Below are 13,504 nucleotides of genomic sequence, written 5' to 3'. Positions count from 1 at the left end.
GACGTTGAGCTTGGTGCGATAGGCCTCGACTTTTCCCTTGTCGTCCAGTTGCATATCGAGCTTGACCACCTCTGCAACGCGAAGATCCCGGAGGGATTTAGCGGCTTGCTCGACCGCATTGGCAGCCGCCTTCTCCCACGAGTCGGTGCTGGTGCCGACCAGCTCAATGACCTTGTAGACGCTATCGGGCATGTCGTCCTCCTATTCGGGGTAGGGTCGGAAATCTAGCATCTGGATCGCGACGCTGAAACGTGTCGGCGATGTCGCGGAAAAGGGTCCGATTGGCTGTCGCTTTTCCTGAAGACTTGGTCAGCCCCGTCGAGATGCGGTCGCATTTTCAGCCCGAACGGACGCGCACATGAAATTTCTTCCTGCCGGTAGGCTACTGAATATCATTTTGCCGGCCGATGTCGTCGTTGCCGCCAAAGGTTTTGACCGATGAAGCGATGGCACCGCGTCAGCATCAGCAGCATGGTTCTCGCCGTGGGTCTGGTGTGGGCCGGGGCCCTGGTGGTCAGCCGATCGCACGTTCCATCAGAAGCCATAGCTTCATCGGTAACACGTACGCCTGAACTCATAGAGCGTGCGTGGCACCTGCCCGTGGCAGCCACATTCCAAAGACATGTTGATTGGCAATCAAATGGCTCTCGCTGCGGACCTGCCGCTGTTGCGAATACGTACCGGTCTCTTGGCGAGGCGGCGAGGACGGAGGGCAAGGTGTTGGCCCGCACGTGGAGCTGCTGGACAGGCGTATGCATCATGGGTCTCACGCTCGACGAGCTGGCCAAAGTCGCCCAGTCCCACACCAGCCGGAAAGTTACAGTCTTGCGTGAACTCAGCGAGACCCTGTTTCTGGAGCATCTCCGTCGCTCCAACGATCCGGGGCGACGCTACATCGTGAATTTCGATCGCGCTCAAATTTTCGGTGCTGGGAGTGGCCACCATTCGCCAATCGGGGGCTATTTGGAAGCCGAGGACCTCGTTTTCGTCCTCGATGTCAATCTCGATTTCCAGCCCTGGCTCGTCGAGCGGAAGCGGCTGTTCGACGCTGTTAATACCTTCGACGGCGACGAGAAGCGGGGGCTGCTCTTGATAGAATAATATCCCGCATGATCGCCTTTTGGCCCTCAGCCGACCCGCCGTGTGCATGCGGCTGAGGACCGCTTGTGACTCACTGCAGACGTTAGCGCTGCGCTGCGATGGGCGGCCGCGTAGCGTTACCAAGCATTAATTTCTTCGACAGGAGACGGAAAGAATCGATCTTCTAAGATGGGCTTAGCCGAGGAGATCGAGTCATCACGATGCGCCACAGCTCAATCCTGCACGCTGTTACCACAGCCGGTCTGCTCCTGGGAACCAGCCTCATCGCAGATGCATCCGCCGAGACCGCCAGCCACGCTTTGGCTGTCTCCGTCGACGATTTCAAGTATAGAGACACGTCGAACGAGCCCACCGATCAGACGGCCGTACATGAAAAGCGATTGCGGGCATTCATGACCGCGCTGCGGGACGATGTCACGGCGGACCACCGTTTTAAACTTGTGCCGTCCTCCTGCGCTTCAAATTGCCCGACCGATGGACCAATGTTGCGCGATCGGCTGCGCGCTGCGTCACAGGCCGGCGCGCAGATCCTGATCATCGGCGGCTTCCATAAGATGAGCACGCTGGTGCAGTTTGCGCAGACTGTTGCTATCGATGCAAAATCTCAGCGCATCGTGTTTAGGAAATATTTTCAGTTCCGCGGCGACAACGACGAGGCATGGCAGCGGGCGGAGCGTTTTGTATCGGAGGACGTCCGCGACCGGCTGCTTGAAAGCAGATCGCAGCAATAGACTACGCGCGACACATGTGTATGACACCGTGAGTCCGGTTTTGGCCCGTAGCTGACTCACAAAGCCGGACTGGCCATGTCCGGTTTCGCGGACAGAGCGGACACCGCCTACCCCGCGATCGGGTTTACGACTACGCTCCCCAGCGCATCCGGGCGCGCACCGACGCCTGCTGTGTTGAATGGATTCAAGTCGGGGGACGGTTGCTTCGAGCCTGCGCGCGGGACGCGGTGTGAAGCTCGAGGATATTGATACGGAGTAGCGGTTGGGCCTCGCCCTGTCACGCGTGCCGCGACAATGGCAGCTTGCGCCTGTTTTGCCCGACGAGTCAATATTTCGTCAAAACCTAATTTTCGTTTTTTCGTTATCTCGCCCGCCGGATTCAACGGATTCGCAAAGCACCTAAGTCATTGATCCCGCTCATGCCGGCTACTGTGCATGGGGTTGTTTTCGAGGTTTTTGTTTTGGGGGCACGACAGTGCGAGGATGAACCGGATCTGATCCGGCTCGCCCGCTACTTCATCACCCGCAGATTCTTGGTCGTGAACCGCTGGGTCTTGCCGTCTGGACGAACCGGTCGCCGCGTGCCGGCGGCCTTGCCGGTGCCGGGCGGCTGGTGCGCGGGGACCAGCTGGTCGGGGCGCGAGCCGATCAGGTCGGCGCGGCCCATCTCTTTCAGGGCTTCACGCAGCACCGGCCAATTGTCGGGGTCGTGGTAGCGCAGGAACGCCTTGTGCAGGCGGCGCTGGCGCAGGCCCTTGATCGCCTCGACCTTGTCGCTGCCGCCGCGCCGCACGCCGCGTAAGGGATTGACGCCGGTGTGGTACATCGCCGTTGCAGTAGCCATCGGCGAGGGCAGGAAGGTCTGCACTTGATCCGCCCGATAGCGGTTCTTCTTCAGCCACAGCGCGAGGTTCATCATGTCCTCGTCGGTCGTGCCCGGATGCGCCGCGATGAAATACGGGATCAGATAATATTTCTTGCCAGCCTGTTCGGCCGCGGCATCGAACATCCGCTTGAACTGGTTGTAGGCGCCGATGCCGGGCTTCATCATCTTGTCGAGTGGCCCGCGCTCGGTATGTTCGGGCGCGATCTTCAGATAGCCGCCGACATGATGGGTGACGAGCTCCTTGATGTATTCGGGGCTTTCCACCGCGAGGTCGTAGCGCACGCCGGAGGCCACCATCACCTTCTTGATGCCCTTGGTCTCGCGCACCTTGCGATAGAGCCGGATCAGATCGTCATGCGAGGTGTCGAGGTTCGGGCAGATCTCGGGGAAAACGCAGGACGGCCGCCGGCACGCCGCCTCGACCTTCGGGTCCTTGCACGCCATCCGGTACATGTTGGCGGTGGGACCGCCGATGTCCGAGATGACGCCGGTGAAGCCGGGCGTCTTGTCGCGGATCTTCTCGATCTCGCGCAGGATCGAGCCCTCGGAGCGGTTCTGGATGATGCGGCCCTCGTGCTCGGTGATTGAGCAGAAGGTGCAGCCGCCGAAACAGCCGCGCATGATCGTCACCGAGAATTTGATCATGTCCCACGCCGGGATCTTCGCGTCACCGTAGGACGGATGCGGGGCGCGCGCGTAGGGAAGATCGTAGACCGCATCCATCTCGTCGCTGGTCAGCGGGATCGGCGGCGGGTTGAGCCAGAGATCGCGATCGCCGTGGCGCTGCACCAGCGGCCGCGCATTGCCGGGATTGCTCTCACGATGCAGCACGCGTGACGCGCGCGCATAGGCTTCCTTGTCCTGCTCGACCTGCTCCAAAGCGGGCAGCCGGATCACGGTCAAGCCTTTCGTCCGCGATGCGCCTTCATCGGCGGAGTCGATATCGTCGGCTTGCAGCTCGACGTAGTCCTCGGGCACGCGGCGGAACAGCGCGACGCCCCTGATGTCGTCGAGCTCGCGCGGCGCCTCGCCGGCGGCAAGACGGTTCGCCACTTCGACGACGGCGCGCTCGGCATTGCCGTAAAGCAAGAGGTCCGCCTTGGCGTCGGCCAGCACCGAGCGGCGCACCTTGTCGGACCAGTAATCGTAATGCGCGATCCGGCGCAGCGACGCCTCGATGCCGCCGAGCACGACCGGGACGCCCTTGAACGCCTCGCGGCAACGCTGGGCGTAGACGACGGTGCAGCGGTCCGGCCGCTTGCCGCCTTCGCCGCCCGCGGTATAGGCATCGTCGCTGCGTATGCGGCGGTCCGCGGTGTAGCGGTTCACCATCGAGTCCATGTTGCCGCCGGTGACGCCGAAAAACAGCTTCGGCTTGCCCAGTGCCTTGAATGGCTCGGCCGAATGCCAGTCCGGCTGCGAGATGATGCCGACGCGAAAACCCTGCGCCTCCAGCAGGCGGCCGATGATGGCCATGCCAAAACTGGGATGGTCGACATAGGCATCGCCCGTCACCAGCACGATGTCGCAGGCGTCCCAGCCGAGCGCATCCATTTCGGCGCGGCTCATCGGGAGGAACGGCGCCGGCTTGCGCGGGCGCGCCTGCGCCATCAGGGGTTTTTCGGCGGCGATGATCTGGATGTCCATGGCGCATACGCATAGGACTCCGGGACGGCGAATACAACCGACGGGCACGTGAAAGATCCGGTTCCGTGGGCGGCAGCCCGGGCGTGCGGACACGTTAACCGTTCGCGAGCGCCGCCATCAGCTGTGTGACGCCGTCCACATACCGCCCAGCCTGTCCCCCGTCATGCTCTGCCTCGTTTCAAGGGAGAGATCGATGTTTGTGGTCGACATGCTGCTGATCCTGGCGATGATGTTTTTCCTGTTCCTGCCGATCACCGATCGCAGGACGGTGCGGATGAGGCTCTGCATGCTGTGCGCGCTGCTGGCGCTGTTCTCGGTCTCCGTCACCCGTACCCACGTCGCACCGGTGCAACTCGCGCGCGTGGGCTCGACCCACTAAGCGCGCCTAAGCTGATCCGTTCTCGCGTCACACGCAGGAACCAACTGCCCTCGCGAACATTCTGATGCAGGGTTTGCGCCGGACCCGGCTGGCGCGCGCTCGCGTCCGGGGTCTAATATCGCCTCGATGTTCGCCTCTGGCGGATGGGGGAGCCGTGAGTACAGTCATAGAGAACTTGCTGCTCCGAAAGCAGAAGCTCGTCGAGCAGCTCGAGAAGGCGCCCACGGTCGAGGACCGCGACAGGATCGAGCACCAGCTCGAACAGATCAACACCGCGCTGGATTTTCTGGACAGGCCCGGCACCAAAGGCGCGCGGTAGCAGCGCTCAATCCACCTTCAGCGCTTTGGCGTAGACCACGCCAGAATTGGTGATGTGCGTGGTCATCAGCGTCGCGAAGCCGGCGAACTCGCCGCGCGCGAACAGATCGAGCAGCTTGCGATGCTCGTCGAAAGACGTGCGCGTGCGAACGTCGATCGGCGAAGTCAAATTGGTACGCAGTGCTGCGACGCGGCTGGATGCGAGCTGATAGGATTCGGCGAGATAGCGATTGCCGCAATGGAGGAACAGCGCCTCGTGGAACGCGGCATCGGCGCGCCCATAGGCGATGTTGTCCCTGGCCGCGATCGCCGGCTCCATCGCCGCGATCGCCTCGCTCATCGTCGTGATCGCACCGGCGCGATCATGGCGGAAGGCGAGTTCGGCGGCCTTGGGTTCGAGCGCGATCCTGAACGTGCAGAGCGCGGTGATGTCTTCCGCGCTTGGCGTAAAGACAAAACTGCCGACCTGCGGCCGGATCACGACGAGGCCCTGCGCCTGCAGCTGGCCCATCGCCTCGCGCACCGGGGTGCGGCTGACGCCGAAGGAGTTTGCCACCATCTCCTCGGAGATGGCGGCGCCGAGCGCGAACTCGCCGTCGATGATGGCCTGGCGCAGCCGTTGCATCACCCGCTGCGACAGCGATTTCGGTGCATCGAGCTTCAGCGATCGCATCGGCTCTCTCAGATCACCTTGCCGGGATTGAGCAGATGATCGGGATCGAGCGCGGCCTTCAGCGTCCGCATCAGCGCGATCTCGGCCTCGCTGCGGGCATGACCCAGCCACTTCTTCTTCAGCGTGCCGATGCCGTGCTCGGCGGAGACGCTGCCGCCCATCTCGCGCACGAGGCCGTAGATGATCGCATCCATCGCTTCCTTCGGCTGCCGCTCGACGGCAAGGCCGGTCACCCAGGAGACGAGATGCAGATTGCCGTCGCCGATATGGCCGTAATAGACGCTCTCGCATCCCTCGATGCCATCCGCGAGCGCCGCCTTGCAGCGCGTGACGAACTCGTCCATCCGCGCCACGGCGAGGCCGATGTCGTAGGAGATGTGCGGCCCCAGCACCTGGCCGAACTCGGCGCAGATGTCGCGCACGCGCCAGAAGCTTTGCGTTTGCGCCAGCGATTGCGCCACGGCGGCGTCGGCGAGCAGCCCGCGCTCCATCAGCTCTTCGAGCCAGCTTTGGAAGCGCGGCGCGTCGAGGCTCTCGTCGGTGCCCTGCGCTTCGACCAGTACGTAGAGGCCGTGGCCTGCGGCGACCGGCGGCTTGACGCCGGCGCGTTTCGTGATCACGTCCCAGTAATCCGGCCACATCACCTCGAACGCCGACAGCAGCGGGCCGAGCCCGCTTCGCGCGGCGCCGAGCAGCACAATCACCGCGGCATAGTCCTCGAGCGCGCAGAGCGCGGCCATGGTCGAGCGCGGTTTTGGAAACAGCCGCAGCACCACGCGGGTGATGATGCCGAGCGTGCCCTCCGAGCCGATGAACAGATGCTTCAGATCATAGCCGGCATTGTTCTTCATCAGCTTGTTGAGGCTGGTGATGATGGTGCCGTCGGGCAGCACCACTTCGAGCCCGAGCACCAGTTCGCGCGTCATGCCGTAGCGGATCACGCGGTTGCCGCCGGCATTGGTCGAGAGGTTGCCGCCGATCGCGCAGGATCCGCGCGAGCCGAGATCGAGCGGGAAGAAGAATCCGGCTTCGTCGGCCGCCTGCTGGATCGTCTGAAGCGGCGTGCCTGCTTTCACCGTCATCGTCATCGAGGCATGATCGATCTCCTCGATGCCGCTCATGCGCTCCAGCGAGATCGCGACCCAGCCTGCTTCAGGCGATGCGCCGCGGCACAGCCCGGTCAATCCGCCCTGCGGCACGAACGGCAGCTGCGCCTGCCGGCAGGTCAGAATCGCGTCTGCCACGCCTTGCGCGTCGACCGGACGGATCACCGCAAGCGGCGTTTGCGGCAGGCTCGCGCTCCAGTCGTTGCAATTGCGCGCGGGCACGTCGGTGCCAACAAGCACGGCAGCCGCGCCGAGCCTGTCGCGCAAGGCGCCAAGCAACTGGGTCGGCCGTTCAATGGGGGTCACCATGTTCATGCGAGACCTCCTCGGAATCTGGCTGCGTGTCATGCGCGCCATGACGACGGAAAGGATTTGCGCCTTTGTTGTATGTAAGGTACAACGCGAAAAGTAAAGCAAAAACAACGCTTCGGGAAGCCCCCCTCAGATCGTCCGAGATCAGAGGCTTGGTCCGGAGCCACAGCAACGGATGGTGTGATGACGGAGGCGATTCGCGGGTTCTGGGTGGCGTCGGCGACGCCGCTCGCGACGGACGGCAGCGTGGACTCCGCAAAGCTCGCAGCCCACGCCAAGCAACTCTTTGGCAAGGGCGTCGACGGTGTCGTGCTGTTCGGCACCACCGGCGAGGGCACCTCCTTCAATGTCACCGAACGCGTCGCGACCATCGAGGCCGTGCTCAAGGCTGGCGTTGCGCCGGAGCGAATTGGAATCGGCGGCGGCTTCCCCGCGATCAGCGACAGCATCGCATTGACGCGTGCCGTGCTCGGCCTCGGCCTGCGTCACGTGCTGTGTCTGCCGCCTTACTTCGACCGCAGCGTCACCCCTGAAGGCATCGAGGATGCGTTTGCGGTGATCCTCGACGGCGTCGCCGACGATCGCCTGCGGGCCTACCTCTATCATATCCCGCAGATCTCGGGTGTCGCGATCCCGACGAGCGTCGCCGCGAATTTGCGCAAGCGCTACGGCAAGGTCGTTGCAGGCCTGAAAGACTCCAGCGGCGACTTCAAGCAGTTCCAGGCGTTCCGCGCCGCCGCGCCCGAGCTCGCCATCACTGTCGGCAACGAGGTTGACATCACCCGCGCGATCGCCGCCGGCGGTGCCGGCACCATCTGCGGCATGGCCAACATCGCGCCGGAGCTGGTCAAGGCAATGATCGACGGCAAGGATGTCGAAGCACGAATGCAGGCTGCCGTGGACATCGTGGTGAAATCGCCATCCTTCCTCACGACGCTGAAAGCCATCCTCGCGGCACAGACGGGCGATGCGAGCTGGCTGCGCGTGCGGCCGCCGCTCCGGGCCTTGTCCGACGGCACCGCGCTCAAGCGGAAGCTCGACGAATTGATGGTGCCCGCCATCGCGTGAGATCGCGCAAAACCGCCACAGGTGCTGTGAATTCGCGCGCTGCGTGTCGCGCTCGCTGCGCAATCAATCGAGGATTGCCGAATAGCGCGATCGGAATCTAGAACCATTCAACACTAGAGCGATTCAAGGCCGCCTACGGTTCTCTTCGCGTAGCACGACTGTTAGACGCGCCAGCTTCTGCGTCTGACCTGGAAGTGAATCGAAAGTGCGTGTCTATCTGGACGGCCAGCGCGTCAGCGGCCGTCGAACGCTTGCCGGCGATAGCCGCGCGGGTCTTCTCATCGGCGCGGCCGTGCTGCTCGCTGAATGTCCCTCCAGCTCGGCGACCGCGCAGGCCCAATCCGCACTGCCGCCGGTGACGGTGGAGGCGCCGGCACCGCGGCCGAAAGCGGCGCGTGCATCGGAGCAGTCTCCACGCCGTACGCAAGCCGCAGCGCGCCAGCGCAATCGCAATCCAGCCCCCGCAGCGCCGACGCTCTCGGAACGCGCCGCCGCGGAAGCCGCCGCGCAACAAGCCGCAAAGCTCGGCTACCGCGCGATGCCGAGCGCAACCACGTTGCGCAGCGGCGCCTCGCCGCTCGACACCTCGCAGGCCGTCAACATCGTGCCCGCGCAGGTGTTGAAGGACCAGCTCCCGCGCAACATCGACGACGCGCTGATCAACGTTTCCGGCATCACCCAGACCAACACGCTCGCCGGCAGCCAGGACGCAGTGATCCGCCGCGGCTTCGGCGACAACCGCGACGGCTCGATCATGCGCAACGGCATGCCGCTGGTGCAGGGGCGCAGCTTCAATCCCGCAGTCCAGAGCGTCGAAGTGCTGAAGGGACCGGCCTCGCTGCTCTACGGCATCATGGACCCCGGGGGCATCGTCAACACTATCAGCAAGCGGCCGGAGCTGTACCAGCATGGCTCGGTCACGCTGCTCGGCTCGGCCTTCAATGCCTCGAGAACTGGCGCTGACGGCTTGCTCGACATCACCGGTCCGATTGGTGACCAGGGCCTCGCCTATCGCTTCATCGGCTACGGCGTCAGCGAGGATTACTGGCGTAATTTCGGCCGGCATCGCGAGATGCTGGTTGCGCCGTCGCTGGCCTGGTACGGTCAGGACACCACGGTGCAGCTCAACTACGAGCATCGCGAGTTCATCTATCCGTTCGATCGCGGCACGGCGTTCAATCCGGTGACGAAGGCGCCGCTGGCGGTGCCCACGACGCGCCGGCTCGACGAGCCATTCAATAACACATGGGGTACGTCGGACCTGATCCAGGCGTCGGTCGAGCACCGCTTCAATCAGGACTGGAAGCTCTACGCTGGCTACAGCTACAACACGGAAACCTTCAGCGCCAACCAGCTCCGCATCTCCACGCTCAACTTCACGACGGGCGCCGAGACCCGCAGCAACGACGGCACACGGGGCTCGCTCAGCAACGCCAGCTACGGAACGTCCTACATGTCCGGCGGCTTTTGGCTCGGCGACATGCGCAATGATGTGGTGTTCGGTGGCGACGGCCAGTATCGCACGATCTACCGGGACAATCTGATCCGGCAGGCAACTCCCGCCTTCAATGTCTACAATCCCGTTTACGGTCTGATCGGACCGGGAACGACGGTGTCCAATCCAGACAGTGCGCAGACCGACAAGCTCGGCCAATGGTCGATGTTCGTCCAGGACACGCTGCATCTGACAGAGCGGTTCGCGTTGGTCGGCGGCGTGCGGTACATGGATTACGACCAGATCGCCGGGCGCGGGAAGCCGTTCGTCACCAACACCAATGTATCTCAGGACAAGGTGCTCCCGCTTAGCGGCGCCATTTTCAAGCTGACCGACCAGATCTCTCTCTATGCGAGCTACACCGAATCGCTGAAGCCGAATTCGACCATTGCGCCGATCGGCGTCACGATCGGCTCCAATGTCGCGCCGGAAGAAGGCGTGTCATACGAGACCGGCGTGAAGTTCGATTTGAACAAGCGTATCTCCGGAACGCTGGCGCTCTACGATCTCGACAAGAAGAACGTGCAGACGACGAAGACGAACAGCGCCGGCGTGGTGGAACTCCACACCGTGGGCCGTGCGCACTCGCGCGGCGTCGAGTTGGATGTCACCGGCAGGCTCACCGACAGCTGGGCCTTGATCGGCAGTTATGGCTACACCGACGCCCGCGTGACGGCATCCGAGGATTTGACGTTGCTCGGCAAGAAGCTGCAAAACGTCGCCTTGAACACCACCTCGCTCTATCTGGTCTATGACTTCGGCACAGCCCTACCGGGTCAGCTCCGCCTCGGCGGCGGCGCGCGCTATGTTGGGGACCGCCCCGGCGATTCCATCAACACTTTCTTCCTGCCGTCTTATGTGGTCGCCGATATTTTCGCGACGTATGAGACGAAACACCAGAACACGCCGGTGATCTACCAGTTCAACGTCAAGAACCTGTTCGACACCGTCTACTATCCCTCCGCCGTCAATAATTTGAACGTCGCCATCGGCGACGCGCGGCGGGTGTCGCTGTCGGCGACGGTGAAGTTTTAGCGATGGGCATGTCGCGCAGGGACGCTCGCCTGATGACCGCGCCGAGCGGGAAGGCCCGTGCCAATGCGTGACCCCTGGCGCGCGATCAAGGCGACCCTGCTTCGGGTCCATTCCATCGCGGGCCTCGTGCTCGCGTTGCTGCTCGCTGTGATCGCGCTGTCCGGTATGATCATGAGTTTCGAGGACGAGATCGGCGACTATCTGAACAGCGGCATCATGCAGGTCGCGCCGCGCCAGGCAGCGGCGCTGATGCCGGACGAGCTGGTTGCGCGCCTGACCGCGGGGCAGAATGTCGGCAAGGTCTCCGCCGTGACGCTAGCGAGTGATCCGTCCGCCCCGGTGCATGTCCGCTTTGCCCGCGACGAACAGGGCGCGCGGCCGTCCTCGCTCTATGTCGATCCCTATGACGCGCGCGTGCTGGGTGCGCCGCGCGGCGAGGGATTCTTTGCGACCGTGCGCAAGCTGCATCGCTGGCTGTTGATTCCCGGTGACGCCAAGGGCTGGGGGCGCCAGATCACGGGCATCGCGGCGCTCGGCCTCATCGTGATGCTGGTTTCGGGTCTCGTGCTGCGCTGGCCGCGGCGTGCAGGCAGCGTGAAGATGTGGCTGAAGCCAAATCTCGGGCTCAGCGGGCGCGGGTTGCATCGCTCGCTGCATGCGGTGATCGGCACCTGGGTCCTGCCGGTCTATCTGGTGATGACGCTCACCGGGCTCTGGTACTCGTTCGACTGGTACAAGGACGGAGTCGTCTGGCTGCTGTCGCGGCCGCAAGTCGCCGCCGCTAAGATGCAGCTCAGGATGCCTGCAAAGGCGTCGCGTTCGGCCGCCGGCGCCAGCGAGACGGCACAGCCGATCGGCTTTGATCGCGCGTGGGCCGCCTTCCAGCGCGAGGAGGGGAGCCGCTTCTCCAAGGCGTTGCTGACGCTGCCCGCCGGTGCGGGGACGGCGATCCGGATCCGCTCACGGGGGAAAGACTCCACGCTCGATACCACGCGCGACGAATTCCGCATCGACGCCGTCACCGGTCAGCTGGTCTCCGCGGAACGCTACGCCGACAAGACGTTCGGCGAGAAGATCATCGCGAACGTGCTCGACATCCACCGCGGCGCGATTCTGGGTTGGCCCGGCAAGCTCGCGTTCATGGTGGCCGCGGCGCTCATGCCGCTGTTCGCGGTCACCGGCGTCCTGCTCTATCTCTCGCGCCGCAAGCTGCGACGCCCCGCGCAGCCACCGCTCGGCCGGCTCGTGCCGGGCGAGTGATCGCGTCGACTGCCGTTCGGCGATCGCCGAATAGCAGTGACAACGAATCGCGTTGGCGCTGCGGACAAGAAGCACTTGTCGGAGCCTTCGCAAAATGGTTCGATTGGTGAGGTGCATCCTGAAGTGGTGGTTATCTGATGGCGTTGTCCGAACGCGACGAGATCGAAGAGACTGCGCTGCCTGCCGTACTGGTGAGACGCAGTGACCTGCCAGTGCCGCTCGCGCACCCAGCGCGGAGTTTCTTCGGCGGGCTTCCCAGGCTGCCTCCGCAGTTCGAGTGGCCGACGGCGGAGGTCAGAGCGAACCAAACCTTGGAGACCGTCGCGCTCACCTTCGTCGCTCAGATCGACCTGGCCGAAGTCCCGGGCTCCGGTTGGTCGCCGCTGCCGAAGCGAGGCACGCTCTATTTCTTCTGCAGCTCCGTGTTCGTGGGCGAAGGACGTCCGCCTTGCCGTATTCTCTACGGTACTGCTGCGGGTGACGCATATCCCGACCGCGCGCCACCGGCCGATCTAATGCCGCTGGCGGGGACCAATGGTGACGCCCAGGTCAAATGGCTCGATCCGGCGATCGATTTTCATTCCAAGGTCGAATTCAAATATCCACTTTCTTTCCACGTATTCCGGGACTTCTATTTCCATGAGGACGCCGTCGGAGGCGAACTCTTGATCGCAGAATTATGCAAGGCATTGGGTCCCGGGGAGCCGCGAGGACCTGATTTGGTGCAATTCAGAATGGCGTCCGAATACGAGAAGGACGATCATTGGCCATTCAACTGGCTCCTGATCAATCATGTGGTTCGGTCTGTGCTGTCGCACGTCGTTCGCGACCTGACACCCGGATACTCCTACAAGCCGCTCAACGACGAGGGAGCCGCGGAATTGAAGCGCCTTCGCGCTGGCGCAATCGGATGGCTCGAGCGCTGTCGGGCGCTGACTCCAATGGATAACGTGGATGCGGACACAAGAGCGACCTTTCGGGCCTGGTGGACCGACGTCGTGCACACCTACGAGAATGTCCGACAATACGTCTATACGTATTCGTCCACAATCGCGTCGGATCTCGGCAATGCCATCAATCATACGATCCGATGCATGGCGGAGCAGGATGTTAAAGCTCTCGACGACGTGCCTCTCAGCTATCTTACGAATTTCGCGCGTCGAAATCATTGGAAGACCCCGACCGCAAGAGACGGCCAATACCGCCGTTTTAACACCGCCCTGCATCAGATGCTGGGATATGGCAGTGGCCCGCAGAATGCGACGGAGCAGCACTTGGAAGATATATTATTGCTCCAGATGCAAGGTGATCGCGCGTTTCTTGACTGGCACGCCAACATCGGATGCACGCTTCATTTCTGGATCGACCGCGATGCTCTCGATCAGCTCGACTTCGCGAAAGTGGTCGCTACATACGAATGTGATTGAGGTGACGCCGACGCGGTGAACTCGCGACCGTCGAGAGGCGTTCGCGCGCAGGATCTTCCTCCTCGA

Annotated in this window: 12 protein-coding genes; 8 read left to right on the top strand and 4 right to left on the bottom strand. The window is 63.2% G+C overall.

Features of this window, described 5'->3' with window-relative positions:
* The coding region (locus AC0L27_RS34595) for a dodecin family protein (RefSeq protein WP_473322212.1) at nt 1–192 on the bottom strand (192 nt) is incomplete at its 3' end.
* 246 nt (nt 193–438) lie between these two features.
* On the opposite strand from AC0L27_RS34595, the gene AC0L27_RS34590 reads away from it, so the two are divergent.
* On the top strand, nt 439–1,101 hold the full coding sequence (locus tag AC0L27_RS34590; RefSeq protein WP_009859446.1) for a phytochelatin synthase family protein: 663 nt from the start codon (nt 439–441) through the stop codon (nt 1,099–1,101).
* Nucleotides 1,102–1,301: 200 nt separating this feature from the next.
* Complete coding sequence (locus AC0L27_RS34585) at nt 1,302–1,832, top strand: DUF2380 domain-containing protein (protein ID WP_275174089.1); 531 nt, start codon at nt 1,302–1,304, stop codon at nt 1,830–1,832.
* A 511-nt stretch (nt 1,833–2,343) separates the two neighbouring features.
* On the opposite strand, the gene AC0L27_RS34580 is transcribed toward AC0L27_RS34585, so the two are convergent.
* Nucleotides 2,344–4,365 (bottom strand): YgiQ family radical SAM protein, encoded by a 2,022-nt coding sequence (locus AC0L27_RS34580; RefSeq protein WP_354209618.1) that lies wholly within the window; start codon nt 4,363–4,365, stop codon nt 2,344–2,346.
* Between the two features lie 193 nt (nt 4,366–4,558).
* Between AC0L27_RS34580 and AC0L27_RS34575 the strand changes: the two genes are divergently transcribed.
* Entirely contained in the window at nt 4,559–4,744 is a 186-nt protein-coding gene (locus AC0L27_RS34575; RefSeq protein WP_275174073.1) for a hypothetical protein, read from the top strand.
* Between the two features lie 154 nt (nt 4,745–4,898).
* Nucleotides 4,899–5,063, top strand: coding sequence for a hypothetical protein (locus tag AC0L27_RS34570; protein WP_275174072.1), 165 nt, complete (start codon nt 4,899–4,901; stop codon nt 5,061–5,063).
* A gap of 6 nt (nt 5,064–5,069) precedes the next feature.
* Here AC0L27_RS34570 and AC0L27_RS34565 read toward each other — a convergent pair whose 3' ends face one another.
* The gene (locus AC0L27_RS34565; RefSeq protein WP_275174070.1) at nt 5,070–5,735 is read right to left on the bottom strand and encodes a GntR family transcriptional regulator; all 666 of its coding nucleotides are present in this window, start codon (nt 5,733–5,735) and stop codon (nt 5,070–5,072) included.
* Nucleotides 5,736–5,743: 8 nt separating this feature from the next.
* Nucleotides 5,744–7,156 carry an FAD-binding oxidoreductase gene (locus AC0L27_RS34560; protein WP_354209617.1) on the bottom strand — a complete coding sequence of 471 codons (1,413 nt, stop codon included), beginning with the start codon at nt 7,154–7,156 and terminating at the stop codon, nt 5,744–5,746.
* A gap of 180 nt (nt 7,157–7,336) precedes the next feature.
* Here AC0L27_RS34560 and AC0L27_RS34555 point away from each other — a divergent pair, with 180 nt between their 5' ends.
* From AC0L27_RS34555 to AC0L27_RS34540, 4 genes are all read left to right on the top strand, one after another.
* Nucleotides 7,337–8,221 carry a dihydrodipicolinate synthase family protein gene (locus AC0L27_RS34555; protein WP_354209616.1) on the top strand — a complete coding sequence of 295 codons (885 nt, stop codon included), beginning with the start codon at nt 7,337–7,339 and terminating at the stop codon, nt 8,219–8,221.
* A 205-nt stretch (nt 8,222–8,426) separates the two neighbouring features.
* Nucleotides 8,427–10,751: a TonB-dependent siderophore receptor gene (locus AC0L27_RS34550; protein ID WP_354209615.1), complete on the top strand. Its 2,325-nt coding sequence runs from the start codon at nt 8,427–8,429 to the stop codon at nt 10,749–10,751.
* A gap of 63 nt (nt 10,752–10,814) precedes the next feature.
* Nucleotides 10,815–12,011 (top strand): PepSY-associated TM helix domain-containing protein, encoded by a 1,197-nt coding sequence (locus AC0L27_RS34545; protein ID WP_354209614.1) that lies wholly within the window; start codon nt 10,815–10,817, stop codon nt 12,009–12,011.
* 137 nt (nt 12,012–12,148) lie between these two features.
* A complete protein-coding gene (locus AC0L27_RS34540; protein WP_354209613.1) occupies nt 12,149–13,438 on the top strand; it encodes a DUF1963 domain-containing protein in 1,290 nt (429 codons plus the stop codon).
* Nucleotides 13,439–13,504: the final 66 nt, after the last annotated feature.

The sequence above is a fragment of the Bradyrhizobium sp. Ken51 genome, from assembly GCF_055807435.1.
Note: the sequence above shows the minus strand (reverse complement) of the source record. Positions and strands in the feature narration are given on the sequence as shown.